Consider the following 24,947-nt stretch of genomic DNA (forward strand, 5'->3'; position numbering starts at 1 on the left):
CACGCCCTGACCTGCGAAGTTTGCGTACGACCCCGGTTCCAGAAACCAACTCGGCCCGGTCACACCGCCCGGTAATGTCTGCCCCGCTGTATTCGTGACCTGGTCGAATGCGAGGCCGACCGGGTCCGAGCGGCGGCGGCAGGGGTGGGTCGGCTCACCCTCGAGCAGTCGCTTTACAGTGTTTGGCGGCGGTAGACATCGGTCCAAAGGCTTAGGGCAGCAAAGAAGCGCATGGCACATCAACAGCGGACCGTTTCGCGAAGAACGATGCTTCGCGGCACGGTTGCGATGGGGGCAGCAACGGCGGGGGCGCTGACGGCCGGTGGGCTGAGACCGGCGCCTGCCGTGGGTAGTCCCGGCGGCGGGCGGGTCGCGGTGCTCGGCGGTGGGGTCGCGGGATTGACCGCGGCACATGAATTGGCCGAGCGTGGGTTCCAGGTCACCGTATTCGAGAGACGTGCGCTCGGGGGCAAGGCGCGCAGTATTCCGGTGCCGGGCAGTGGATCGGGCGGACGGCCAGATCTACCCGGTGAGCACGGCTTCCGCTTCTTTCCCGGCTTCTATCAACACATTCCGGACACCATGCGGCGAATTCCGTTCGCGGGCAATCCGAATGGCGTTTGGAATAATCTGATCGGCGTGCCGGAGGCGCGTTTCGCCCGCCGTGGCGGCGATGATTTCCGGCTTCCCCTGGGCCCCAAGGCCCGCACGAATTTCACTCCGGATGCGTTCCGCGAAACGATGGGCGCGGCGATCGCGACGGCCCTGAAAATGCCCGCCGAGGAAGGCGCCTACTTCGCCGATCGCCTGCTGGTATTCAACTCCAGCTGCGATGCCCGGCGGTTAGGGCAGTGGGAGCACACCTCATGGCGCGATTTCGTCGGCGGCCACCAGCGCTCCCACGAATTCCGCGCCCTGCTCTCGCGCACGCTGACCAGCATCATGGTCGCCGCGAAGGAGGATGTCGCCAGCGTCCGCACCATCGGCACCATGGGCGAACAGTTCCTGGGAAACCCCTTCGAAATCGGCAACGACGGCGCGTTGGACCGGGTGCTCAACGGCCCGACCAATTCGGTGTGGATCGATCCATGGGTGCAGCGACTGCGCGACCTCGGCGTGCAATTCGCGGTCGGGGCCGAGGTACGCGGACTCGAGGTGCGCGATCGGCGGATCGCCTCGGCCCGCATCGTCGATGAAAACGGCGCACAGCGCAGCATCGACGCCGACTATTTCGTGGTCGCGCTGTCCGCCGAACGGGCCCGTGCGCTCTGGTCGCCCGACGTACTCGAGGTGCGCCCGGAGCTGGCCGCGATGGATCGCCTCTTCGTCGACTGGATGAACGGAATCCAGTTCTATCTGCGCAGGCCGATGGATATTTCGCACGGCCACACCGCCTATATCGATGCACCGTGGTCGCTCACCTCGATCACCCAGAATCAGCTGTGGACGCGCAAACTCACCGAATTCGGCGACGGCACGGTACAGGACTGTCTTTCGGTCGATATCTCCGATTGGAACTCCCCCGGCATGCTCTACGGCAAGCCCGCCAAGGAGTGCACGCACGAGGAGATCGCGCGCGAAGTGTGGGCGCAACTGCGGGCGCATCTGAACGACCGCGACGACGACCTGTTGCGCGATGCCGATCTGCATTCCTGGTTCCTCGATCCGGGCATCAGCTGGCAGGAATCCCAGCGGCGCAATGCCGATGCGGATCCGCTGCTCATCAATACCGCCGGGTCGTGGGAGTGCCGGCCGGAGGCCCACGGCACGCTCGAAAACCTGTTCCTGGCAGGCGATTACGTGCGCACCAATGTCGATCTGGCAACCATGGAGGGCGCCAACGAATCCGCGCGCGACGCGGTCAATGCCATTCTCGACGTTTCGGGTTCGAATGCCGAACGCTGCCGCAAGTTCACCCTCTACCGAGCCACCGAACTGGAACCGCTGCGCCGCATCGACGCCGACCGCTACGCCGCGGGCCAGCCCAACCTGTTCGACGTGCGACTGTGATCGATCTCCTCTCGCGGGAACATAATTCGATCGTCCGCGCCCCTTTGCCGGTGCTTTGATTCAAGTATGGGCGAGATCACCGACATCAATCAGATCACCGACCCGGGCGAGCTGCGGCAGTTGCTCGGGGAGGTCATGCCGCGAGCCGCGACGAAGGAGCGGGTCGCACTGCATCCCCGCGACCGCGACTGGATCGCGGCCACCCCGTTCATTGCCCTCAGTACCAGCGATGCCGACGGCAATTGCGACACCTCACCGAAGGGCGATCCGGCCGGATTCGTGAAGGTGCTCGACGACACCACCATCGCCATTCCGGAACGGCCGGGTAATCGCAGGGCCGACGGCTACCTGAATATCCTCAGCAATCCGCACGTCGGGCTGCTGTTCATGATTCCGGGCCGCCGCGAAACGCTGCGCATCAACGGCCGGGCACGCCTGGTTCGCGACGCACCGTATTTCGACGACATGGTGGTCAAGGGCCATCGGCCGATCCTGGCGATCGAGGTCGCTATCGAGCAGATCTTCTTCCACTGCGCGAAGGCGTTCATCCGCAGTCACCTGTGGGAACCGGAGCAGTGGCCGGTCGACAATCTGCCCAGTCCCGGCAGGCTCGTCAAAGAGGTCCAGACCAATGTGACGGAGTCGGTGGAGGAGCTGGAGCGCTACTACTCGCCGGAAAATTACAACACCAAGCTGTACCGGGAGTGAGTACGGTCACTGCGGCCGAGCGGGTGGGCCGCAGCGAATGCGCCGCCGAGCAGAACACATAGACTCGCGGCGTGGCAGACATAACGGTGCGCGGGCGACTCGCGCTGCGGGCGGCGGCGGCAGCGTCGTGGGCCTCGCAGAAGGCGGGCCGCGGCAAGGGGTCGATGATCGGCGGGCTGATTGCCCTGCAGATCGATAAGACGATCATGGATCAGCTGGGCCGCGGGCGGCGCACCGTGCTGGTGACCGGCACCAATGGCAAGTCGACCACCACCAGGATGACCACCGCCGCACTGAGCACCCTCGGCAAGGTCGCCACGCAGGCCGACGGCGCGAATATGGACGCGGGCATCGTGGCCGCGCTGAGTGCGCACCGCGGGACGCCGCTGGCCGCGATCGAGGTGGATGAACTGCATCTGCCACACGTCACCGATTCGCTGAATCCGTCCGTGGTCGTCCTGCTGAATCTCAGCCGCGATCAGCTGGATCGAGTCGGCGAGATCAATATGATCGAGCGCAAACTGCGCGCCGGACTGGCGCGGCATCCGCAGACCGTGGTGATCGCCAACTGCGACGACGTGCTGGTGACCTCCATTGCCTACGACCACCCGAATGTGGTGTGGGTCGCGGCGGGCAGCGGTTGGTCGATGGATGCGACGAGTTGTCCGCGCAGCGGTGAGCCGATCGTCTGGGAGGGTGCGCATTGGCGCAGCACCGGCACGGATTTCGAACGGCCCGAACCGAATTGGTGGCTGGACGGCGATGAGCTGGTCGGACCCGACGATGTCCGGCTGCCGCTGAAATTGGCGCTGCCCGGACGGGCCAATAAGGGCAATGCCGCGCAGGCGGTCGCCGCGGCGGTCGCCCTCGGTGCGGATCCGGCGGCGGCGACGACCGCGGCGGGTACGGTGCGCGAGATCGCCGGTCGCTATCGGACGGTGCAGGTCGGCGAGCACGCCGCCCGGCTGCTGCTGGCGAAGAATCCGGCGGGCTGGCAGGAGGCGCTGTCGATGATCGAGCCCGATTCGGCCGGTCTGGTGATCGCCGTGAACGGGCAGGTGCCCGACGGCGAGGATCTGTCCTGGCTGTGGGATGTGCGATTCGAGCACTTCGAAGGCATTCAAGTGGTGGCCGCCGGTGAGCGCGCCACCGATCTCGCGGTCCGCCTGACCTATGCCGGAGTCCGGCACACCACGGTGCCGAATCCGTTGCACGCCATCGCATCCTGTCCGGCGGGACGGGTCGAGGTGCTGGCCAACTACACCGCGTTCCGCGATCTCAACCGCGATCTGGAGGACCAGAACTGATGGCAGCATCGCATAGCGATTCGATGAGGGGTGGTGGCCGGGTGACGGGCGGGCCCGAATCGACGGTACGAATCGGCTTGGTGCTGCCCGATGTGATGGGCACCTACGGCGACGGCGGCAATGCGCTGGTGCTGCGGCAGCGACTGCGCATGCGCGGCCACGACGCCGAGATCGTCGAAATCACCCTGTCCGACCCGGTTCCCGAGTCGCTCGACATCTATACCCTTGGCGGAGCTGAGGATTCGGCGCAGCGCCTGGCCACCCGGCATCTGCAACGCTATCCCGGCCTGCAGCAGGCCGCCGCGAAAGGTGCTCCGGTACTTGCCATCTGCGCCGCCATCCAGGTGCTCGGCCACTGGTACGAGACATCCACCGGCGAGCGCGTCGACGGCGTCGGCCTCATCGATGTCACCACCTCCCCGCAGGCCAAGCGCGCCATCGGCGAGGTGACGACCACCCCGCTGCTCCCCGGCCTCACCGCCGCCCTCACCGGCTTCGAAAACCACCGTGGTGGAACCAAACTCGGCGGTGACGCCACCGGGCTCGCGCACGTCACCCGCGGTGTCGGCAACGGTGTCGGCGACGGACTCGAGGGCGTGGTCCAGGGCTCGACCATCGGCACCTACATGCACGGCCCCGCTCTCGCCCGCAATCCGGAGCTCGCCGACCTCCTGCTCGCGCGCGTCCTCGGCGTGGATGAACTCCCCCCACTGCACCTCCCCGAGGTGGACCAGCTCCGGCGAGAACGCCTGCGCGCCTGAGCGTCGGGGCAACGCGCCGCGCTTTTCGCCGGGTACCTCGGCGGAATACGGAGTGATGCACGATACGCTCCCGCTATGGCGACGATCACATCTACGGAATCGGAACTGCTCGAGGAACAGTCGGCATCGGCGGATCGCCGGCCGTCCTTGGTCACCCGGCTACGGGCATGGCGGCCGCGCCCGCTACATGCTTCGGCAATCGTCACGGGCGTCGTCGCACTCACCTCATTCGAAATGTCTTTTGCCGCATTGCACGACCTGTCGGTGCGAAACCTGGTGGCTCCGGCGCTCGCCGCGAACGTGCCGATCGCCATCGACGGACTGGTCATCGGTTCGATCATTGCCACCGCCACCTTCAAGAGGCACAGTTCGGCCTGGTGGTACGCCACCGCGCTGTTCGTCTTCTGGACCCTGGTGTCGGTGGCCGGAAATATCGAGTACGCGCGCGAAATCGGGGGTAGCCCCGTGTCTTTGTCGCTGTACGCCGGTATGCCGTTGACCATGCTGTTCGCGGTGCATCTCACCCTGATGCTGTTCGGGCGCGGACGCACCGCGGAGCAGGCCCCAGCAGCGGCGCGGACCCCCGCAGCGCAGGAGGATCGCACACCGGCGATGCCAAAGGACCTCGCACCGGTAACGCCAGAAGCCCACGACCAAGCGGCAGAGCAGGATTGGGACCTCGCGGAGGACGAGTGGGACGGCGCGGCGGAGGACGATTGGGATTCGGCCCCCCAGGAAGAGCGTGTCGTGTCCCCGCGGGGCGCCGCGATCCTGGAGAATACCGACCCGCTGCCCGTCGCTCCGAAAAAGCTGCTGGCCAGCGCACTGCCTCGGACAGCAGCCTCGCCGCGGATCACTCCGACCTTCGCGACCAACGGCGCGGGCGGCAAGACAACGATCAACCCCTTCTGACTCGAAACTGCTTCAGCCACAATCGGACACGTCGATGGAGTAAGCGATGGCTTTTACCGTTTGGCAAGACCAGGGCGTAGAACAATTCCGGGAGGTCGCGGGCCGGCTAGCGTCGGTGCTCCAGAGCGGCATCGATCGCTCGGGCGCGTTGAACCAGTTCGCAGAATCGATCAGCAGCGGAGAAACATTCACCGATCTGATGATCGAATACGCGTCCCGGTGGTTCACCGAAACCGGCGGCCGCTCGACCTTGATCGGTCCGGAGTTGTTCTGGTTGCTGTCGGAGCCGAGCCCGCGCCGGGTATCCGGCGCCGGCCTGCGCGTCCAGGATTCGTATCTGGATACCGAATTGACGGCCGGACAGCGAGCCCGGATTTTACTGCTGATCTGCGTATACGAGGCGCTGGCGCAGAATCAATGGGGACCGGAAGGCATGGCGGACCACGTGATCGCGACCAACGGGGTCGGCTAGCTCAGCGGGGCTCCGGCGTGGCGCAGAGGTCGTGCACCAGGCGCATTTTTTCGAGCACCGGATCGGGCAGGACGAAGGGATAGAGGTCGTCGTGGCCCATTGAGCGGTTGACCATATTGAGCGACCAGGCGAGGGGAAGCCAGAGGTCGATAATGCGGTCGAAGCCGGCGCGGCCGACTTGGGGACGGTCGAGGGTCGCGCCGGCGGGGGCCATGCCGAAGGCGGCGGCGGTATCGAGGGTGTCGCGGATGTGCAGGTAGTGCGCGAAGGTTTCGGCCCAATCCTCGGCGGCGTGCATGGTGGCGTAGGAAGAGACGTAGCCGGTTTCCCAACCCGCGGGTGCGCCCGCGGAGTAGTGGTGGTCCAGTGCCGCTTGGTAGTCGGCGTCCGGATCGCCGAACAGATTCCGGAAGCGTTGCGCGGCATCGTCATCGGCGACCAGAACCGAGAAGTAGTAGTGGCCGATTTCGTGGCGGAAATGGCCGAGCAGGGTGCGGTACGGCTCATCCATCTCGATGCGCAATTGTTCGCGATGCGGGTCGTTGGCCTCGGCCAGATCCACGGTGATCACACCGTTCTTGTGGCCGGTGACGACCCGGTCGGTGGCGCTGGAGAGCAGGTCGAAGGCCAGGCCGGTCTGCGGGTTCCGGTCGCGGCCGATGATCGGCAGACCGAGTTCGACCAGTTCCATGATCAGCCGGCGCTTGGCGCCCTCGGCCTCGGCGAAGGCCTGCAGGCCCGCGGCGTCGAGATCGTTGGGGCGAGTGCGGGTCAGACGGCAGGATTCGCAAAGTCGCGGTCCCTCATTGCCCTCCGCGGGCGACGCCGTGATCTGCCAGGCAGCCTCCGACGTACCCGAGGGAGGCGGCACGATCGCACTGACCGAGGCCTCGGTACCGGGCACGGGCACCAACCAATTGCATTCCGCCACATGCAAGTTGTCGCAGAGCCGGAACCTGTCGCGATCGACAACGCCCTTCGACCGATCCACCGCCGCATCGCCCGGCGGATCGCCGATCACCACCAGCGCGCGATCGGCGAGACTGAAACCCAGTGGGCTGGAACAGGACAGGCACACCGAGTTCTCGAAGGCCAACTGTTGTCCGCAGTTCGGACAGGTGAAATCGCGCATATCGCTACACCTCTACCGGCGCCACGTCGACGGATACGGTGATCGAGCTCTCCTTGGCATCGGTGTAGATGATGCCACGCATCGGGGGCACATCGGCGTAATCGCGACCCCATGCGACGGTTACGTACCGTTCGTCGGCGAATTGGTCGTTGGTGGGATCGAAGCCGATCCAGTGACCGGTCCGGTCATGTGCGGTATCGCCGGGAACCCAGACCGCGGCCCAGGCGTGGGTCGCGTCCGCGCCGACCATGCGTTCCTTACCCGGCGGCGGATCGGTTGCCAGATAACCGGATACATAGCGCGAGGCCAGTCCGTGCGAGCGCAGGCAGGCCGCGCCGATCCTGGCGAAGTCCTGGCAGACGCCCGCGCGTGCGGCGAAGACGTCGGCGACCCTGGTGGATACCGTCGTCGAGCCGGATTTGTAGGTGAAGTCGTCATGGATGCGGGTGTTGAGTTCGGTTACGGCTTCCAGTAGCGGCCTGCCGGGCGTCAAGGATTCGGCGGCGTATGCGGTGACCTCGGGGGTGATCTCGGGCGGATGCAGGTCGAGGGTGAATTCCACCGCCAGTGGGCCATTGGCGGTGGACGGGCGGGCCTGCTCCCAAGGCTTGCCGGTGGCGCTCACCGCGGTCGCATCGGGTATGTCGACCTCGACCACGGATTCCCCGGTGACCACAAGCTTCGTATGTTCCGCCGTCACATGGAAATACGAGGTGGTGTTGCCGTACACGTCGGTGCCGATCGATCGGTCCGATGGTGTCGGATCGATATGGATCTCATGCGAGAGCAGGCGCTGTCCGGGAAACTCCCGCGGCGTCAGATAGGCACGCCCATAGGAGCTGGTGACCTCGCCGGAATATTTGTAGGTGGTGCGATGCTCGACCCGATAGCACCGGGCGGCGGCGTTGCGCGCGATCATCCAACGACCCTCGTGCTACCCCACAGCGGCTGGATGCCCACCGGCAGCGCCAGTTTCGTGGTCTCGAAGGATTCGGAGATCTTGCGCAACCGCAAATGCACGCCCTCCAGCAACTCGGCCAGTTCGGTACGTCGGCCCTCGGCATCGGTGATATCCAGATCGGCCGGATCCACCCGGCGCAGCATGCGCTGGGCATCGGCCAGCAGTCGTTGCGGGCGTGAGGATCCCGACGCGCCCGGCAGCGCCTGGAAGTCGGCATCGAGCTGATCGAGCTGATAGGCCAGCGAGCGCGGATTCCCGGCGTCGAAAAGCAGCAGTCCGGCCACCGCCGATACCCGCACCGAATCCCGGTGCCGCCGACGGTAACTCACCGACGACTCGGTCGCCTTCAGCACCGTCTCGGTGACCACCCGCTCGGCTTCGGGCGGATAGACCGTCGTCAGCGCGGCCCCGAGCAATGCGGTCAACGACAGCCCCCGTTCGATGCGCTTGCCGATATCCATGACGTACCAACCGGTATCGCGCACCAGCGATTCGGCACCGATACCGGACAGCGAAAGCAGCGCCGCCAACGACAGCGAATGCACCGCCGACAACGCCGATTCCTGGTCGTCACCGGTGAACCGATACTCCTCCAGCGCCCGATCCACCGCACCCAGAATCATCCAGGTATCCACCGACAACTGATCGCGCACCGCCCGCGCCACCGACCCGTACCGATTGATCGCAAACGCCATCGACCCCGGCATATCCCGATCAACAGTCAACGCCACCAAATAGTCATGCCCCTCCCGCCCCTCCTCGGACACGACCGACCGAGCCGTAATCGCCGCAACCGGCTTCGAGGAGTCAACGGCGCCCGATGCCGCTCCCGAGGCACTCGCCCCTTGCCCACCCGACTGCGACGATCCCGGCTCCGCTCCCCTGACACCCGGTCCTCGCCCGGCCGACCGCGACTGCGTTTGCGATCCGGGCATTTCCGAAGCGGCCGGACCGGACCCTGCCGAAGGTGGCAGCTGCGCATCGGAATTCGCATCCGACCCGGGCTCGCCGGAACCAGACGGCGCTCCCGTCGCCTGGGTCCCCTGACCAGCCGAGTGCGACGCAGGCGGTTCCGCTCCGACCGGACCCGACGCCCCTGCTGCACGGGGACCGGGCCCTGCCGCCTGCGACTGCGTTTGTGACCGGGCAACGGGCGGGCGCGGCTCCGCCGCGGTCGATCCCGGCTCGGTGGCAGCTCCGCTCGCCCCAGTCGCACTCGGCTCAGCGGCCACCTTCTCAACTACCCCGGCACGATGCACACCACCGGGCAGCACACTGAGCGGAGCCGGCGCGCCGGTGGTGCGGGCCAGTGCGGCCATGAGTGCGGGTAGGGCGTCGGCGCCTTCCAGCCAGGGTCGATAGCGGTAGTCCTGGTAGCAGTTGTGAGTTGCGATCAGTTGTCGCACAACGGCTTCCGCGCGTTCGCCGTAGCGGCCCATCCAGAACAGGTCGTTTAGTACGCGGGGGGAGCTGATCGGTTCGATGGCCGGGGCGCGGCGTTCGCGTTCCTCGTGGGCGGGTTCGGTGCTGATGGCAGCCACGGCGGTCGGGGCCGCGCGGACCCAAATGTCTTTGGCGGCAACCTTTATGACTACCCGCTCGGGTTGCAGGCGTTGGCGCAGTTGGCCGAGGCCGCCTTCCATTGCGGTATAGCCGCCGCGTCGGGCGAGCGAGAACAACCGCATACCGACCGGCGCCGAGGCGAGTCCGCCGTAACCCAGCACCGCGGGCGCGACCGAGAACTGCGCGGGCTCCTGCCCGACCCACTGCCAGCCGCAGTCCTCGATCCGAGCGGCGAGTTCCGCGCGTTCCGCATTGGACAGTTCCGGACCGAACAGCGTCGCACCGTCGACCGCCGAGCAAATGATCAGCCGATCCAGATTCGCGATCAGATGCGACCGTTCGCTGTCATTGCCACCCCAGTACGTCGGCGCGCTCTCGAGCACCAACTCCTCTCCGAGCAGGGCCCGCGAGATCCGCGGCAGGAATCCGGCCAGCGCCGGATTCTCCAGCAGTCCGCTGCCGATCGTATTCACCACGGTCACCGCACCGCGCCGCAGCACCTCAACCAGCCCGACCACCCCGAGCCGCGAATCCGGCCGCAGATCAAGCGGATCGGAGAATTCGGCGTCCACCCGGCGCAGCACCACATCGACCCGCTTCAACATGCCGAGCGAGCGCATCCACAGCGCGCCGTCGCGCACCACCAGATCCGCGCTCTCCACCAGCGGAAAACCCAGCGTCGAGGCGAGATAGGCCTGGTCGAAAGCGGTTTCGGAATGCACACCGGGACTGAGCACCACGACGACCGGATCATTGTCATCGGCCATCGGCGCGGATTCGATCAACATCAACCGCATGGCCCGCGCGAACGGCGTGAGCGGACGCGGATTGGAATGTTCGAAGGCCTCGGGAATCGCCGTCGAAACCACCCGTCGATCCGCCAGCGCGTATCCGGCACCCGACGGCGCCTGCGCCCAGTCGGCGATCACACGGAACTGTCCGTCGCTCCACCGGCTGAGATCGCAGGCGTGCAGGAACAACTGGTGTCGCCCGGGAATTGTGATGCCGTGCGCGGCACGCACATATCCGCGATTGCCGAACACCACTTCCGGCGGCAGCAGACCGGTGGTGATGGTGCGGCGCGCGCCGTAGATATCGGTGAGCACCTCGTCGAGCACCCGCGAGCGCTGCACCAGCCCGGCCTCCAGCCGAGTCCAGTCGTCCGCGGAGACCAGCAGCGGAATCGGATCCAGCCGCCAGGCGGTCGGCATGGGCGGTTCGCCCGCCGCGCCCACCTCGGTGTAGTAGATGCCGTCGTCATCGATGAGCCTGCGCACCCGGCTGTCCAGCCGCCCGAGCCCGGTCGTGCCCAATTCCACGAAATCGGCGGACAGCTCCGACCACATGCGCCGCACACCACCCGCGGGATCGACCAGCTCGTCGTAATACCCGCCCGTCGGCCGACCGCATTCGTCGTAGCCCGCGGTATCCGCGCCCTCGGCGCGATATCTGGCGAACTGCTCCGCGACCTGCTCGCGGACACTCAGCCGTGCGGCATTCGACAGCGTCGTCTCGGATTCCCGAGCGCCCGAGCCGCGCGCTTCGTCGCGCATAGTCACCGCGCCGACCTCCGCCCCTCGCTTACCGATCGCTGACCAGTCCCCACACCGTGCGCGCCCGGCGCAGATCGAGGATGCCCGGCGCGCCGATGTCGATGGACTGTGCTGCCATCTTCGCACGTAGCACCCCCGGATCGACCCGGGAAGTGGTGTGGCCCGCCGCCTCGAACCGCCGGTTGCGGCGTGATTGCGCGGCCACCGCATTGACCGGTGGCTCCGCGTAGGCCATGCCACCCGGATGCGCGACGTGATAGGTGCAGCCACCGCGGGACAACCCGGTCTCGGCATCGATCAGATCGAATACGAGCGGCGCGTCGACGGTGATGGTCGGGTGCAGCGAATTGGGCGGCTGCCACGCGCGATAGCGCACTCCGGCCACTTGCACATCGGCCTTGTCGGTGGCGAGCAGCGGCACCGGCATCCCATTGCAGGTCACCACGAAACGGTCGCGGTCCGCGCCGACCACCCGGACCTGCAACCGCTCCACCGAGGAGTCGACATAACGCGCGGTGCCACTCGCCACGGTCTGTTCGCCGAGGGTATTCCACGGCTCGATCGCGCCGCGCAGTTCGAGTTCGACATCGCCGAGCACCACGGTCCCGATGCGCGGGAAGCGGAATTCGGTGAACGGGTCGAGCCAGCTGGTGTCGAATTCGATGCCGTGCGCGCGCAGGTCGGCGGCCACCTCGGCGATATCGGTCATCAGGAAATGCGGCAGCAGATAGCGGCCGTGCAAATTCGCGCCGTGCCGAATCAGTCTGGCCTGCAACGGTTCCGCCCAGAACCGGGCGATCAGGCCGCGCACCAGCAGCGACTGCACCATGGCCATCTGGAAATGCGGCGGCATCTCGAAGCCGCGCAGCTCCACCAATCCCAGTCGGCCCCTTGCCGTTTCCGGACTGTAGAGCTTATCGATGCAGAATTCGGCGCGGTGGGTATTGCCGGTGAGGTCGGTGAGCAGATGACGCAGCGCCCGATCGATATGCCACGGCGCATCCGAATCCGCGCTCAGCCGAGCGATTTCGGCGAAGGCGATCTCCAATTCGTACAGCGCGTCCGCGCGGCCCTCGTCCACCCGAGGCGCCTGTGAGGTCGGACCGACGAAGCGACCGGCGAACAGATACGACAGCGCCGGATGCCGCTGCCAGTAGGTCAGCATCGAGACAAGCAGATCCGGACGGCGCAGCAGCGGTGAGCGCGCGGGTGTCACGCCGCCGAGCGTGATGTGATTGCCGCCGCCGGTTCCGCTGTGCGTCCCGTCGACATCGAAGGATTCGGTGCCGAGCCGGGCCAGTCCGGCCTGCTCGTAGAGCGTCGAAAGCAGTTCGGCCTGTTCGACGAAGGAGGCGGTCGGCTGCACATTCACCTCGATCACGCCGGGATCCGGTGTGACCGAGAGGGTGCGCAGCCTGACATCGACGGGCGGGGCATAGCCCTCGAGCACCACCGGCTGCCCCACCGCCGCCGCGGCTGTCTCGACGCGCTGGATCAGCTCGAGGAAGTCGTCGAGTTCTTCCAGCGGTGGCAGGAAGACGTGCAGTCGGCCATTGCGGACCTCGCCGACGAGTGCGGTGGTCGGCTCCCAATCCGGGTCCTCCACCACGGCGGATGGTTCGGTCCGCGGGAACTGCAACGGTCCCATGAACAGGGGATCACTGTCCGGACGCGGACGCGGCGGCTGCCACGAGACAGCATCCAGCGGCAAGCGTAGACCGGCCGGAGAATCGCCCTCCGACAATACGATTCGCCCCTCCGGCTGGTCGGGCGACTTACCGCGCCGCATCCGCCAGTCGGCACTCGCCCACCCGGCACCGTCCGCGCGGCGATACAGCGAAAGCAGATAGGCGGCGGGCGCGGTCACGGCCGTGTCGAGCCGCGCCAACAGTTCCTTGCGCGCTTGCGCCGAATCCTGTTCCAGATCATCGACAGGGTCTACCGGATCACCTTCGGGCGCACGGGCACTGCCCGCCAGCCGGGCCAGCGGGTCCTCGTAAGCCGGACGCACCTGGGTGTCCGGCAGGCCGAGACCTGCAGCGATATGTGTGATCAGTGCCCGGGCGGATTCGGGACCGGCGGGCGCCGGCCACGGCGTACGAATCGTTGATTCGGTGCCTGGAGCCGACCCATTCCCGGTCGACGCGATAGAAGATCCACCGCCTGGAGTATTCGAATGAAGCTGCGGCCCTGACGAACTCCCGACGTCACTGCCCGAACCGTGCTCCAGCACCGCAAGCTTCCCGACGCCATCACCTGGCCCGAAGCCCACCGCTGAGCCATCGCTCGGCACCGCGCCATCAGCCGAAGTCGACTGCTGCCGTGCCGTATTTCCCGAGTGCTCGGCCATCGGCTCGACCCTGACGGACTCCCCCTCCGGCACCGAGGCAACCATCCTCGGTGGCGTCCACGGATCAGCAAGCAGATCCTGACGCGTCCAGACGGATTCGCCATCGGCACGCCACGCGACCGCAATCTCCCAGCGCGGCAACGGTTCTCCCGGATACCACTTACCTTGCCGATACTGCACAAGCCCGGTCGGCGCATAGATACGACGCAACCGATCGGCGAGATCGACGGCACGTTCACGTTTGCGCGCCCCGTCCGCCTCGGTCGTCCACTCCGGGCTGGTCTGATCATCGATCGATACGAACGTCGGCTCACCACCGATGGTCAGCCCGACATCCGCCATGCGCTCGTCGACCGCCGCACCCGCGGCCGTGATCCGCTCCCACTGGGATGCGGTGTAGGGCAATGTGGTTCGCGGGTCCTCATGCACCCGCCGCACGGTATTGGCGAAATCCATGGTCGTCTCGGTCCGCCCGGTCGCGCCGGTGATCGGCGCCGACGAGGTCGGATGCGGTGTCGCGGCCAGCGGTATATGCCCCTCGCCCGCGAATAGTCCGGAGGTCGGATCGAGACCGACCCACCCCGCACCGGGCAGGAACACCTCGGTCCAGGCATGCAGATCGGTGAAATCGGCGGGCGGTCCCGACGGCCCGTCGAGCGCGGGCACGTCCTGCGCCAACTGCACCAGATATCCGGAGACGAACCGCGCCGCCAGCCCGAATTCCCGCAGGATCGACACCAGCAACCACGCCGAATCACGGCACGACCCGATCGCGCTGCGCAGGGTGTGGTCCGGCGATTGCACACCGGGCTCCAGCCGAATCGTGTACCCGACGTCATCGCGCAGCGCCTGATTGACCGCTACCAGGAAATCGATAGTGTGCGGCCGATCGGTCGGCGTATACGCGCGCACCCATTCGCGAACCAGCGCACCGGGTCCCGAACCCGGCTCGGATTCATCGACCGGACGCAGATACGGATCCAGATCCGCGACCAACTCCGGGCTGTAGGTGAACGGAAAGTGCTCGGCGTAATCCTCGATGAAGAAGTCGAACGGATTGATCACCTCGAGATCGGCGATCAACCCGATGGTGATGGACAACTCCCGCGCCGGATTCGGAAAGACCAGCCGGGCAAGGAAATTCCCGAACGCGTCCTGCTGCCAGTTGCAGAAGTGATCGCCCGGGACGACCCGCATCGAGTACGCGTCGATCTTGGTCCGCGAATGCGGCGCGGGCCGCAGTCGCACTACATGGGGGTGGACCTCCACCGACCGGTCGAAGGTGTAGGTGGTCCGGTGTTCGAGCGACACCTTGATGCCCATACAGCAAGTTCACCACACCCCAGCCAGCTGCGGCGCAGCATGAACAGTCGGTTTCCGGACAGCCGCCGTCCCGATGCCGTCGCGCGACACGCGACAGATCTCCCACCACCTGTCCGGGGCGGGTGCTATGACCGATTCACGAACCGATCTCGTCTGGAGGCCATATGCGCGCGCCGACGTGTCCGTCCTGCGAATCCGCCATCGACCACTGTCACGGAACCCTGATCGTCCACCTCGCCCGCACCGCCGAATGCACCGATGTGGACTGCATCGATCTCGCCCACGCACGGCACATCTTCGTCGTCGACTGCGGTGACATTGCCGGAGGCTGCGCCTGCGCGGCTCCGGATGTCACGCGCACCGCCCGAGCTAGTAGGTCAACGCGAAGGTGAGCAGCAAGGTGGTCTGGAAGTAGCCGCGCCACCAGGAGTAGCCGAACCAGACATTGGGCGTGACCTCGCGGATCTCGTCGTAGACCTGCGGGGTCGGTGACGGGGCATAGTTCAACGCCCAAGTCGGCCCGCCATCGGTGATCGCTGGAGCGGTGTAGACGTCGGCCTGCCAGGCCTCGAGGCCCGCCTGGGTGACCCGGTTCACCAGAAAGCCACCGTCGGGGCCGGTGTAGAACGTCTTACCGATCCACAGGGCCGGGGCCACCACCTCCATGATGGGCGGCCTGGTCACCCAGCCGTTCGTAACTCCCCTCGGCACCTCGCCGCGCGGGGCGTTGCGGAAGATCGCGTCCTGCTGTTCGGCCGAGCAGCGCGACCGCAGCGAGTCGATGGTGGCGGTCGGATTGTCGGTATAGAGGACGCACCCGCCGCCATAATCCACCGCCGTGTCGACGACCTCGGCGTCGGCAACCTCGGGGTCGACGATGCCGGAGTCGGCGGCAGCGACGCCTGCCCCCAGGAACAGACTGGGAAATCCCAGCGTGAGCACCGCGGTGCCCATGAATAGAACTCGGTTTGCGCGCATTGCTGTCTCCAGAACTGACCACACCCGGTCCCCGACCCTGCATCGATCGTAAGACGGTGGCCTCGCAGACATCTGGTTAAAAATCGAACTGTTATCTGGCGGCTCGGGGCTGCGGACACCGCTGTTGCCGCGCCCACTAGGCTGGACGACGACACTTTCCGCAGAGAGGACAAGCCGTGCAGCCCGGTGGTCAGTTCGATATGCAGCAATTACTCGCCCAGGCGCAGCAGATGCAACAGGCGGTGATGCAGGCCCAGGCCGAGATCGCGGCGACCGAAGTGCAGGGTCAGGCCGGTGGCGGCCTGGTCCAGGTCACCATCAAGGCGACCGGTGAGGTTGTCACGCTGAGCATCGATCCGAAGATCGTCGACCCCGACGATGTCGAGGGGCTGCAGGATCTGGTGATCGGCGCGGTCAACGACGCCATGTCCAACGCGCAGCAGCTGGCTGCCGAGCGGCTCGGCCCGCTGGCCGGCGGCGGGTCGCTGCCGGGTCTGCCCGACTTCTGATCCGGGGACGTCTTTGTACGAGGGCCCGGTCCAGGATCTGATCGACGAGTTGGGCAAGTTGCCCGGCGTCGGTCCGAAAAGCGCGCAGCGCATCGCATTTCATCTACTCCAGGTCGAGCCGCCCGATATCGACCGGCTGCAGGCCGCTTTGCAGAAGGTGCGCGACGGCGTGCAGTTCTGCATCGTCTGCGGCACGGTTTCGGATAACGAAATGTGCCGCATCTGTTCGGATCCGCGCCGCGACCGCACCATGATCTGCGTGGTCGAGGAGCCGAAGGATGTGCAGGCCATCGAGCGCACTCGCGAATTCCGCGGGCGCTATCACGTGCTCGGCGGCGCGCTCGATCCGCTCAGCGGCATCGGGCCGGATCAGCTGCGCATTCGAGAGCTGTTGGCGCGCATCGGCAATCAGGAGGACGGCGTCGATGTCAGCGAGGTGATCATCGCGACCGACCCGAATACCGAGGGCGAGGCGACGGCCACCTACCTGGTGCGGATGCTGCGCGATTTTCCGGGATTGTCGGTGACCCGTTTGGCATCCGGTCTGCCGATGGGCGGCGATCTCGAATTCGCCGACGAACTCACTCTCGGCCGCGCGCTATCGGGTAGGCGGGCACTGTAGCTTGCGTTCGGCCGGGGACGGGTTACTGTGTCGGGGATGAGCATCGAGTTCTTGCTGACCACGCTCGTCATCGTCGCCACACCCGGCACCGGCGTGTTGTTCACGCTGGCGGCCGGACTTTCCCGGGGGACGAAGGCCAGCGTGATCGCGGCCTTCGGCTGCACGCTCGGCATCATTCCGCACATGATCGCGGCCGTCACCGGACTGGCCGCACTGCTCAACGCGAGTGCCGTCGCCTTTCAGACGCTGAAGTATCTCGGTGTCGCCTACCTGCTGTACATGGCGTGGAATACGTTCCGGGACAAGGGGGCACTGGCCGTGCCCGAGGAAGAGACCGGAACACCATCGGCCCGACAGGTGATCACCTCGGCGGTACTGCTCAATATCCTCAACCCGAAGCTGACGATCTTCTTTTTCGCCTTCCTCCCCCAGTTCGTGCCGACCAACGCCCCGAATGCGTTGGCGCGCATGCTCGAACTGAGCGGGCTGTTCATGCTCGCCACCTTCGTAGTGTTCGCGATCTACGGAGCTTGCGCGGCCGCCGTGCGCAACCAGGTGATTTCCCGGCCCGCCGTGGTCACCTGGATGCGCCGGGTGTTCGGGGCCTCGTTCATTGCCCTGGCCGGTCGGCTGGCGGTGCAGAATCAGTAAGCGTCAGACGGTGATTCGACTCCAGGGCAGGGCCTGCAGCCGGGTGCGGTCGTCGACGGCCCAGTCCCAGATCAGATCCGCGACGGTCTGCGGGTCGGTGACGGTGATGCCGAAGTGCCGGTCCGGAGCGCCATCTCGATACTCGAGGGTGAATGTTCCGGACTTGTCGCGGTAGGTCTGAATGTAGACCTGCTCGTCACGTTCGACGACCAGATACGGATTCGGCGGGGCCAGCTCGGAAATCCACTGGTCGGCAAGGCTTTTCGTCAAATAGGGGAATTCGCCCGCGCCACCGTGGGTGACCAGTGCCGGCACATGTCCGGCGGGATCCATCAGCCAGGCCAGCTGCGGATCGTAGACGGCGTAGTTCAGCGGTGTCGCGATCTCGAACAGCAACTGCCGGACGAATCCGATCGCGTCGTACGGGCACGGCACGTGCAATACCGCACCGGTCGCCGCGCCGCCGACCGGAACCGTGCTCAGGAATCCGTCCTGCTCGGGTAGTTCGGCATTGCGCCTGTTCAGCTCCGCCGCCATCGCCGCGACCGGTTCCGTCTCGGGTCGTCCCTGCTGGGTAGCCAGATACGCGTCGACCTGCGCGATCGTCATCGCGACACCGGACGGCAACAAGACGTGGTCGTAGCTCACGCGGCCAGCGTACTGGGGCCCGAAGAAGTCGCTGCAGCACGTCGCTTCGGCCCCGGAAGCCGGCCCGGCCCCCACGTGTTCTTCAGGAAGCCGCGCGAGCCCGTCAGCGAACAGTTGGCGCGCTGCCGATCAAACCGTAGCCAACTCGCCCGACCGCGCCGTCGACGCCGAAATCGACGCGCACCTCGTACAGCCCGACGTGGCCCATCAATCGGTGCGGCTCATCGAAATACAGCGTGGGGATGCCATAGTGCCGGAAGTAGCCGACAACCAGTTCTCGCATGACACGGTATCGGTTCTCCGAATTGGTCAGTGGGTGCAGCATATTCGCCGTGGCATCGAAGACGGCGCAGGCCAGCTCCGGATCCGTAGCAGGCGGGACAATGCGCTCGTCGATCAGCGCGACGGCATGGTGGCCACCGTCGCCGGGAACATATGCCCAGCCCACGGCGCCGCCGAGCTGAACAGCGGCGGCCGACAGCAGAGCACAGGTGTTGTCGTCGTGCGGCATGCTTGCCGTGAGGTCGACGCGGTCCGCGGCGAGCTGGTCCGCACCATGCTCGCGCGCCAGTCCGCGGACCGCGACGCTCCCCGCCCAGTCGTTGTCGGCCCAAACCCACGTTCGGGAACCCCGGTCGTACCAACCGATTTCGACGGCCGCCACCGACAAATTCGGCAATTCGGCAAAGCCGAATCGGCCGCCGACCGGATCCCAGGTCGCCTGCGGATGCTCCAGCTCGGTCAGTTCCTCGGCGAAGTCGAGTAGTCCACCCTTCAGCCCCATTGTGATCGCCACCGCGGGTGCTAGCTCGACCAGCAGAGCGTCTGGGATGAACGGAGGCACGGACGAAGGACGCCGCGGTGCCGGCGGCTGGTCTGGACGATACGGCCGGCCGTCCGGGCCGATCATGCTCGCATCGATGATGTTGTCGCTCGCATCGACACGTGCGACCAACCGGTAGCCGTCGGGCAGTGTCAGTTCTATGCCCTCCGGGATCGGGCGAGCGGCCAGCTCGTGTGTCCTGGCATACCCCGTGACTACGTCTCGCGTTCCGTCGCCGGGCAGCAGAAGCGCCGCCATCCGCAGATATTCGCACACGCGTGCCGGATCCGGCTCGGCGTAGGTCAGGGTCTCATCGCTGGTGACGAGGTAGGTGTACGCACGGCCCCCGTGGTTGAACATCATCGCCCCGCGGGATCGCAGCGCGCCGAGAGCGATCAAGGACAAATGATCAGCGGCGAGCTTCGGGTCCCAGAATTCGCCCAGATCCAACAACTCGTCGGTGAACTCCGGAATCCCGTGCCGCACACCGATATCACGCAACCGCGTCGAATGCTCCACGCCCGGCAGTCCCGCAAGAGCCGGCTTCGCCCACGCCCACATGAACGTCAAATCCTCGGCGAAGGTCCCCAGCTGGCCGGAACGGTGCAACGCCCGCTCCCCGACCCATGCCGTGCCCGCCTCGTGATCGATCCTTATCTGCCCGTCAGGTACCTGCTGCTGAAACGCCGAATATTGCTCGATCGCCACACCGAGATGGCCCCGCGCGAATGACAACAACGCATGACTGAAATTGTCCATCTCAGCTGACGCTAGCAGGACTTCCGGCGGCGGCTACTCGAAATTGCGCGTCACGACTCGTCGATCGCGGCAGCGGCCGCAACCGAGATCGACCGCGCGATGCAGCATGGGTTCGATCCCTGTCCGGCACGATATTCGCGGGTCCTTGACTCTCCTCTAGCTGGAGGGTGTTCGCTATGAGATATGGCAGCGACAGTGTCGATCGGGGAGTTCGCGAGGTTGACGTACCTCAGTGTGAAGACGCTGCGGTATTACCACGAGGTCGAGTTGCTGGAGCCCGTTGCGATCGACGCGGGGTCGGGGTATCGGCGGTATTCGGTCGATCAGGTTGCGCAGGCGCATCTGATCCGTCGGCTGCGGGGGCTGGATATGCCGCTGCCGGAGATCAAGGCGGTGTTGGCGGCCTCGGATACCGAGGCCCGGGATGCCGCCTTGCGTGCGCATCTCGAACGTATGGAAGCGGAGTTGCGGCGCACGCAGTCGGTGGTTGCTTCGCTGCGCTCGCTGCTCACACCGGCCGCGCCGATCACCGTCGAATACCGGTCGATCGCGGCATTTCCGGCACTCGCGTATGTCGATTCGGTGAGCCGGGATGCGATCGGCGACTGGTGCGCTGCCGCATATCCGCTGCTGCACGAGACGTTGGCCGCGACGAATATCGCGCCCGCCGGTGTCGACGGCGCGACATATTCGATGGAATTCTTCGAGGACGACGGGGGCGAGGTCGCCGCTTTCATCCCGATTCCGGCCGACCCGCGGATTGCCCTACCGAGCGAACTCTCGGTCATCGAACTGCCCGCGCGCCGGTTCGCGATCACCGTGCACTCCGGCCCGTTCGACGATTTCGACCGCACCTACGGCGCCCTCGGCAGCCATGTCGCCGAACACGACACCTCGCTGGCCGAACCCGTCCGTGAGCTTTACGTCCTCGGTCCGGGCGAAATCGACGACCCCAACGCCTACCGCACCGAAGTCTGCTGGCCCATCGGCCGGCTCTGAAAGAGGAGAACCGCAATGACACTCACGATCGGGCATATCACCTTCGACTGTGCCGATGCCGCGACGCTCGCCGGTTTCTGGTCCGAGCTGTTGAATCGTCCGCTGGACGAGAACGCGAGCCCGGAGTTCGCGACGGTCGGAATGGCCGAAGGCATGGCGCCGGTGCTGATGTTCATCCAGGTGCCGGATAAGACGCCGGGCAAGAATGTGATCCACCTGGATCTGAAGGCCGCGGACTGGCGCGAGCAGATCGATCGCGCGATCGGCCTCGGTGCCAAGCACATCGGCGATTTCGACGAGTACGGCACGCAATGGGCGACACTGGCCGATCCGGAGGGCAATCTCTTCGATATCGCGGCCGGATAAGAAGAAGGCCCGACGCGTGTCGGGCCTTTCCCTGCTATCTCAGGAGAGTTCGCGCTGCAGGTTCGCAAGCACCTCGGCCTGAATCTTCTTCAGCCCCAACGGCGCGAAGATCCCCTCGAAGATTCCCGCGACACCGCCCGCGCCCTTCCACGTGGTGCGCAGCGTGACCTGTGAACCCGTACCGTCCGGCGTCACCGTCCAGGTGTTCACCAGCGTCGAATTCGAATCACGTTCGGTCACGATGGAATCCGAGACCGACACGACCGCGTGGATGTTGCGGGACCGCTTCTCGGTGGCCTGCAGGGTCCATTCGGCGACGGTGCCCGCGCCCTGACCACCCTCGACCACCTTGTAGTCGCGGTAGTGCGCGGAGAGGATGCGCGGACGCACCTTCTCGTAATCCGCGATGGCCTCGAGTGCGCGCTGCGGATCCGCCGCGACGGCGATCGAACTGCTGGCGCTGACCTGTCCCACGATGAGCTCCTTGTCCGGGCAGTGATTTGCCCCTATCCTGCCCTGTCCCCACCGCTGCGCGACGACCAGGTCGGTCCTGTTGATCACCGCGCGCCGACCGGCCTGCACTGTTAGGCTTCCCGATCAGATTGCGCCGGAGGGGATCCATGCAATATGTCGTGCTAAGCGGGTGTTCGAAACCGCCCGGACCACCGCCGGACTGACACGGCGAGTCCTGGGTATTCCCGATGCAACAGATGCGTGACATTTATCCCTCGTCGGTGACCTCGCAGTGGCTTGTGTTACCGGTGCGTACTAGCGTCGAGGAGTGGCAGTGAGTCTGTTGGGGAAGGCCGGACCCGCATCGGCCGCACACGAATCAGGGTTCGCCGCGCATCGAGCGGGTGTGGACCGACTGTTGGCCAGTTATCGCGCGATACCCGCGAGCGCCAACGTGCGACTGGCGAAGAAGACCTCGAATCTGTTCCGGGCCAGGGCCAAGAGCACCGCGCCCGGCCTGGATGTTTCCGGCCTAGCCAAGGTCATCGCGGTGGACGCGGAAGCCAAGACCGCCGACGTCGCCGGGATGACCACCTACGAGGATCTGGTCGCCGCGACACTGCCCTATGGGCTCGCCCCGCTGGTGGTGCCGCAGCTCAAGACGATCACCCTCGGCGGCGCGGTCACCGGCCTCGGCATCGAATCCAGCTCGTTCCGCAGCGGTCTGCCGCACGAGTCGGTGCTGGAGATGGACGTGCTGACCGGGGCGGGCGAGATCATCACCGCGACACCGGATGGCGAGCACGCTGACCTGTTCCGCGGCTTCCCGAACTCCTACGGCACCCTCGGCTACTCGGTCCGCCTGAAGATCGAACTGGAGACCGTCCAGCCCTATGTGGCGCTGCGCCACGTCCGCTTCCACAGCCTGCGCGAGCTGGAGTCCACCCTCGCCCGGATCGTCACGGACAAGACCTACGACGGCGAACGCGTCGACTACCTCGACGGCGTGGTCTTCACCGCCGACGAGAGCTATCTGACACTCGGCCGGCAGACCGACGAGCCCGGCCCGGTCAGTGACTACACCGGCATGGACATCTACTACCGGTCCATCCAGCACGACTCCGACCGGCCCAAACGCGACCGGCTGAGCATCCACGACTATCTCTGGCGCTGGGACACCGACTGGTTCTGGTGTTCGCGCGCCTTCGGCACCCAGAACCCGAAGATCCGCCGGTTCTGGCCGACGCGCTACCGGCGCAGCAGCTTCTATTGGAAACTCATCGCACTCGATCACAAGTACGATATCGGCGACAAACTGGAGGCCCGCCAGGGCAATCCGCCGCGCGAGCGTGTGGTGCAGGACGTCGAGGTTCCGGTCGAGCGGACCGCGGATTTCGTCGAATGGTTCCTGCGCGAAATTCCGATCGAACCGATCTGGCTGTGCCCGCTGCGACTGCGCGAAAACGACGCATCGGCAACGGGGCGTCCATGGCCGCTGTATCCGCTGCAGCCGAACCGTACCTACGTCAATGTCGGATTCTGGTCCGCGGTGCCGACCGTCGCAGGTCAGCAGGAGGGTAAGGCCAACCGCGCGATCGAGCAGACCGTCACCGAGTTCGAGGGGCACAAATCCCTGTACTCGGATTCGTATTACGGCAAGGATGAATTCGCGGCCCTGTACGGCGGCGAGACCTACACCGAATTGAAGAAGCGCTACGACCCGGACCAGCGACTGCTGGATTTGTATTCGAAGGCGGTGCAACGCAAATGACTACATTCAAGGACCGTTCCGATGTCTTCGCGGACCTCGGGACAAAACTCAGCATTGCCGAGATCTTCGAGACGCTGATCGACGGCGATGTTCCGATTCGGCTGACCGCCTACGACGGCAGCGCGACCGGGCCGGAGGATTCGGAATACACCCTGGAGATCAAGTCCCCGCGTGGGATCAACTACCTGGCCACCGCGCCGGGTGATCTCGGGATGGCCCGTGCCTACATCGCCGGCGATATGACCGCCACCGGCGTGCACCCCGGCGACCCGTACGACATTCTCCGGGCGATGGACGGGCTGAAGTTCCGTCGTCCGTCGGCGCTCGCGCTGGTCACCATTGCCCGCTCGCTCGGCTGGGAGCGGCTCAAGCCGATCGCGCCGCCACCGCAGGAGACGCTGCCGCGCTGGCGCCGGATCGCGCTGGAGGGCCTGCGGCACTCCAAGACTCGCGATGCCGAGGCCATCCACCACCACTACGACGTCTCCAACACCTTCTACGAATACGTCCTCGGCCCCTCGATGACCTACACCTGCGCGACCTACGGGGACGAGAACTGGACGCTGGAGCAGGCCCAGGAGAACAAGTACCGCCTGGTCTTCGACAAGCTGCGGCTGAAGGCGGGCGACCGGCTGCTCGATATCGGCTGCGGCTGGGGCGGCATGGTGCGCTACGCGGCCAAGCGCGGCGTCAAGGTCATCGGCGCGACACTATCCGCGGAACAGGCGGAATGGGCGCAGCAGAAGATCGCCGAAGAGGGTCTGTCCGACCTCGCCGAAGTGCGGCATTCCGACTACCGCGATATTCCGGAGGTCGACTTCGACGCCGTCTCCTCGATCGGCCTGACCGAGCACATCGGAGTGCACAACTACCCGTTCTACTTCGACTACATCAAGAGCAAGCTGCGCGAGGGCGGCCTGTTCCTGAACCACTGCATCACCAGGCCGGACAACACCCGGACCACCAAGGCCGGTGACTTCATCGACCGCTACGTCTTCCCGGACGGCGAGCTGATCGGCTCCGGCCGGATCATCTCCGAGATCCAGAACATCGGCCTCGAGGTGATCCACGAGGAGAACCTGCGCGAGCATTACGCGCTCACCCTGCACGAGTGGTGTAAGAATCTGGTCGCCAACTGGGATGCCTGCGTCGAAGAGGTCGGCGAGGGCACCGCGAAGGTGTGGGGCCTGTACATGGCCGGTTGCCGACTCGGCTTCCAGCGCAATGTGGTTCAGCTGCACCAGGTGCTCGGCGTCAAGCTGGGCCCGAACGGCGAATCGGGTCTGCCGCTGCGCCCGTGGTGGCAGCCGTAGGCA

General features: G+C 66.0%; 21 protein-coding genes. 13 read left to right on the top strand and 8 right to left on the bottom strand.

What is annotated here, in order from left to right:
- Positions 1-288 precede the first annotated feature (288 nt).
- The 6 genes from ACZ60G_RS20110 (at position 289) to ACZ60G_RS20135 (ending at position 6,170) form a co-directional block, all read left to right on the top strand.
- The gene (locus tag ACZ60G_RS20110; protein WP_465811542.1) at positions 289-2,010 is read left to right on the top strand and encodes a hydroxysqualene dehydroxylase; all 1,722 of its coding nucleotides are present in this window, start codon (positions 289-291) and stop codon (positions 2,008-2,010) included.
- A 66-nt stretch (positions 2,011-2,076) separates the two neighbouring features.
- Positions 2,077-2,718, top strand: coding sequence for a pyridoxamine 5'-phosphate oxidase family protein (locus tag ACZ60G_RS20115; RefSeq protein ID WP_465811543.1), 642 nt, complete (start codon positions 2,077-2,079; stop codon positions 2,716-2,718).
- 71 nt (positions 2,719-2,789) lie between these two features.
- Positions 2,790-4,025 (top strand): MurT ligase domain-containing protein, encoded by a 1,236-nt coding sequence (locus ACZ60G_RS20120; RefSeq protein WP_465811544.1) that lies wholly within the window; start codon positions 2,790-2,792, stop codon positions 4,023-4,025.
- Between the two features lie 23 nt (positions 4,026-4,048).
- Positions 4,049-4,786, top strand: a complete 738-nt coding sequence (locus ACZ60G_RS20125) for a type 1 glutamine amidotransferase (RefSeq protein WP_465811619.1) — start codon at positions 4,049-4,051, stop codon at positions 4,784-4,786.
- Between the two features lie 75 nt (positions 4,787-4,861).
- A complete protein-coding gene (locus ACZ60G_RS20130; RefSeq protein WP_465811545.1) occupies positions 4,862-5,698 on the top strand; it encodes a DUF2637 domain-containing protein in 837 nt (278 codons plus the stop codon).
- 46 nt (positions 5,699-5,744) lie between these two features.
- Positions 5,745-6,170, top strand: coding sequence for a hypothetical protein (locus tag ACZ60G_RS20135; RefSeq protein ID WP_465811546.1), 426 nt, complete (start codon positions 5,745-5,747; stop codon positions 6,168-6,170).
- Between the two features lies 1 nt (position 6,171).
- Here ACZ60G_RS20135 and ACZ60G_RS20140 read toward each other — a convergent pair whose 3' ends face one another.
- The 5 genes from ACZ60G_RS20140 to ACZ60G_RS20160 form a co-directional block, all read right to left on the bottom strand.
- Positions 6,172-7,302: a zinc-binding metallopeptidase family protein gene (locus ACZ60G_RS20140; protein WP_465811547.1), complete on the bottom strand. Its 1,131-nt coding sequence runs from the start codon at positions 7,300-7,302 to the stop codon at positions 6,172-6,174.
- A gap of 4 nt (positions 7,303-7,306) precedes the next feature.
- On the bottom strand, positions 7,307-8,221 hold the full coding sequence (locus tag ACZ60G_RS20145; RefSeq protein ID WP_465811548.1) for a transglutaminase family protein: 915 nt from the start codon (positions 8,219-8,221) through the stop codon (positions 7,307-7,309).
- Entirely contained in the window at positions 8,218-11,379 is a 3,162-nt protein-coding gene (locus tag ACZ60G_RS20150; RefSeq protein WP_465811620.1) for a circularly permuted type 2 ATP-grasp protein, read from the bottom strand. The genes ACZ60G_RS20145 and ACZ60G_RS20150 overlap by 4 nt, the downstream gene beginning before the upstream one ends.
- A 28-nt stretch (positions 11,380-11,407) precedes the next feature.
- Positions 11,408-15,052 (bottom strand): transglutaminase family protein, encoded by a 3,645-nt coding sequence (locus ACZ60G_RS20155; protein WP_465811549.1) that lies wholly within the window; start codon positions 15,050-15,052, stop codon positions 11,408-11,410.
- Positions 15,053-15,421: 369 nt separating this feature from the next.
- Positions 15,422-16,030: a hypothetical protein gene (locus ACZ60G_RS20160; protein ID WP_465811550.1), complete on the bottom strand. Its 609-nt coding sequence runs from the start codon at positions 16,028-16,030 to the stop codon at positions 15,422-15,424.
- 176 nt (positions 16,031-16,206) lie between these two features.
- Here ACZ60G_RS20160 and ACZ60G_RS20165 point away from each other — a divergent pair, with 176 nt between their 5' ends.
- From ACZ60G_RS20165 to ACZ60G_RS20175, 3 genes are read left to right on the top strand one after another with little or no spacing between them, the layout of a single operon-like run.
- Positions 16,207-16,539: a YbaB/EbfC family nucleoid-associated protein gene (locus ACZ60G_RS20165; protein ID WP_387294117.1), complete on the top strand. Its 333-nt coding sequence runs from the start codon at positions 16,207-16,209 to the stop codon at positions 16,537-16,539.
- Positions 16,540-16,552: 13 nt separating this feature from the next.
- On the top strand, positions 16,553-17,161 hold the full coding sequence (gene recR, locus ACZ60G_RS20170; protein WP_040685989.1) for a recombination mediator RecR: 609 nt from the start codon (positions 16,553-16,555) through the stop codon (positions 17,159-17,161).
- Between the two features lie 36 nt (positions 17,162-17,197).
- Positions 17,198-17,812 carry a LysE family translocator gene (locus ACZ60G_RS20175; RefSeq protein WP_465811551.1) on the top strand — a complete coding sequence of 205 codons (615 nt, stop codon included), beginning with the start codon at positions 17,198-17,200 and terminating at the stop codon, positions 17,810-17,812.
- Between the two features lie 3 nt (positions 17,813-17,815).
- Here the strand turns inward: ACZ60G_RS20175 and ACZ60G_RS20180 are convergent, their stop codons facing one another.
- Together ACZ60G_RS20180 and ACZ60G_RS20185 are read right to left on the bottom strand one after the other, a co-directional pair.
- Positions 17,816-18,460, bottom strand: a complete 645-nt coding sequence (locus tag ACZ60G_RS20180) for a hypothetical protein (RefSeq protein WP_465811552.1) — start codon at positions 18,458-18,460, stop codon at positions 17,816-17,818.
- A 103-nt stretch (positions 18,461-18,563) separates the two neighbouring features.
- Positions 18,564-20,042, bottom strand: a complete 1,479-nt coding sequence (locus tag ACZ60G_RS20185; protein ID WP_465811553.1) for a DUF6882 domain-containing protein — start codon at positions 20,040-20,042, stop codon at positions 18,564-18,566.
- A 183-nt stretch (positions 20,043-20,225) separates the two neighbouring features.
- Here ACZ60G_RS20185 and ACZ60G_RS20190 point away from each other — a divergent pair, with 183 nt between their 5' ends.
- Both ACZ60G_RS20190 and ACZ60G_RS20195 read left to right on the top strand, forming a co-directional pair.
- Positions 20,226-21,041: a MerR family transcriptional regulator gene (locus tag ACZ60G_RS20190; RefSeq protein ID WP_465811554.1), complete on the top strand. Its 816-nt coding sequence runs from the start codon at positions 20,226-20,228 to the stop codon at positions 21,039-21,041.
- Positions 21,042-21,056: 15 nt separating this feature from the next.
- The gene (locus ACZ60G_RS20195; RefSeq protein WP_465811555.1) at positions 21,057-21,407 is read left to right on the top strand and encodes a VOC family protein; all 351 of its coding nucleotides are present in this window, start codon (positions 21,057-21,059) and stop codon (positions 21,405-21,407) included.
- A 39-nt stretch (positions 21,408-21,446) separates the two neighbouring features.
- Here the strand turns inward: ACZ60G_RS20195 and ACZ60G_RS20200 are convergent, their stop codons facing one another.
- Positions 21,447-21,881: an SRPBCC family protein gene (locus ACZ60G_RS20200; protein WP_465811556.1), complete on the bottom strand. Its 435-nt coding sequence runs from the start codon at positions 21,879-21,881 to the stop codon at positions 21,447-21,449.
- Positions 21,882-22,194: 313 nt separating this feature from the next.
- Between ACZ60G_RS20200 and ACZ60G_RS20205 the strand changes: the two genes are divergently transcribed.
- Both ACZ60G_RS20205 and ACZ60G_RS20210 read left to right on the top strand, forming a co-directional pair.
- The gene (locus ACZ60G_RS20205) at positions 22,195-23,631 is read left to right on the top strand and encodes an FAD-binding oxidoreductase (RefSeq protein ID WP_465811557.1); all 1,437 of its coding nucleotides are present in this window, start codon (positions 22,195-22,197) and stop codon (positions 23,629-23,631) included.
- Positions 23,628-24,944: a class I SAM-dependent methyltransferase gene (locus ACZ60G_RS20210; protein ID WP_465811558.1), complete on the top strand. Its 1,317-nt coding sequence runs from the start codon at positions 23,628-23,630 to the stop codon at positions 24,942-24,944. The genes ACZ60G_RS20205 and ACZ60G_RS20210 overlap by 4 nt, the downstream gene beginning before the upstream one ends.
- Positions 24,945-24,947 lie beyond the last annotated feature (3 nt).

It is taken from the genome of Nocardia sp. NPDC102475 (assembly GCF_055584605.1).

What these genes read in the sequence shown, in the direction of transcription:
- ACZ60G_RS20110 (WP_465811542.1), top strand. Translation starts at nt 289, where the DNA reads ATGGGGGCAGCAACGGCGGGGGCGCTGACGGCCGGTGGGCTGAGACCG.
- ACZ60G_RS20115 (WP_465811543.1), top strand. Translation starts at nt 2,077, where the DNA reads ATGGGCGAGATCACCGACATCAATCAGATCACCGACCCGGGCGAGCTG.
- ACZ60G_RS20125 (WP_465811619.1), top strand. Translation starts at nt 4,049, where the DNA reads ATGAGGGGTGGTGGCCGGGTGACGGGCGGGCCCGAATCGACGGTACGA.
- ACZ60G_RS20130 (WP_465811545.1), top strand. Translation starts at nt 4,862, where the DNA reads ATGGCGACGATCACATCTACGGAATCGGAACTGCTCGAGGAACAGTCG.
- ACZ60G_RS20135 (WP_465811546.1), top strand. Translation starts at nt 5,745, where the DNA reads ATGGCTTTTACCGTTTGGCAAGACCAGGGCGTAGAACAATTCCGGGAG.
- ACZ60G_RS20140 (WP_465811547.1), bottom strand. Translation starts at nt 7,302, where the DNA reads ATGCGCGATTTCACCTGTCCGAACTGCGGACAACAGTTGGCCTTCGAG.
- ACZ60G_RS20145 (WP_465811548.1), bottom strand. Translation starts at nt 8,221, where the DNA reads ATGATCGCGCGCAACGCCGCCGCCCGGTGCTATCGGGTCGAGCATCGC.
- ACZ60G_RS20150 (WP_465811620.1), bottom strand. Translation starts at nt 11,379, where the DNA reads ATGCGCGACGAAGCGCGCGGCTCGGGCGCTCGGGAATCCGAGACGACG.
- ACZ60G_RS20155 (WP_465811549.1), bottom strand. Translation starts at nt 15,052, where the DNA reads ATGGGCATCAAGGTGTCGCTCGAACACCGGACCACCTACACCTTCGAC.
- ACZ60G_RS20160 (WP_465811550.1), bottom strand. Translation starts at nt 16,030, where the DNA reads ATGCGCGCAAACCGAGTTCTATTCATGGGCACCGCGGTGCTCACGCTG.
- ACZ60G_RS20175 (WP_465811551.1), top strand. Translation starts at nt 17,198, where the DNA reads ATGAGCATCGAGTTCTTGCTGACCACGCTCGTCATCGTCGCCACACCC.
- ACZ60G_RS20185 (WP_465811553.1), bottom strand. Translation starts at nt 20,042, where the DNA reads ATGGACAATTTCAGTCATGCGTTGTTGTCATTCGCGCGGGGCCATCTC.
- ACZ60G_RS20190 (WP_465811554.1), top strand. Translation starts at nt 20,226, where the DNA reads ATGGCAGCGACAGTGTCGATCGGGGAGTTCGCGAGGTTGACGTACCTC.
- ACZ60G_RS20195 (WP_465811555.1), top strand. Translation starts at nt 21,057, where the DNA reads ATGACACTCACGATCGGGCATATCACCTTCGACTGTGCCGATGCCGCG.
- ACZ60G_RS20210 (WP_465811558.1), top strand. Translation starts at nt 23,628, where the DNA reads ATGACTACATTCAAGGACCGTTCCGATGTCTTCGCGGACCTCGGGACA.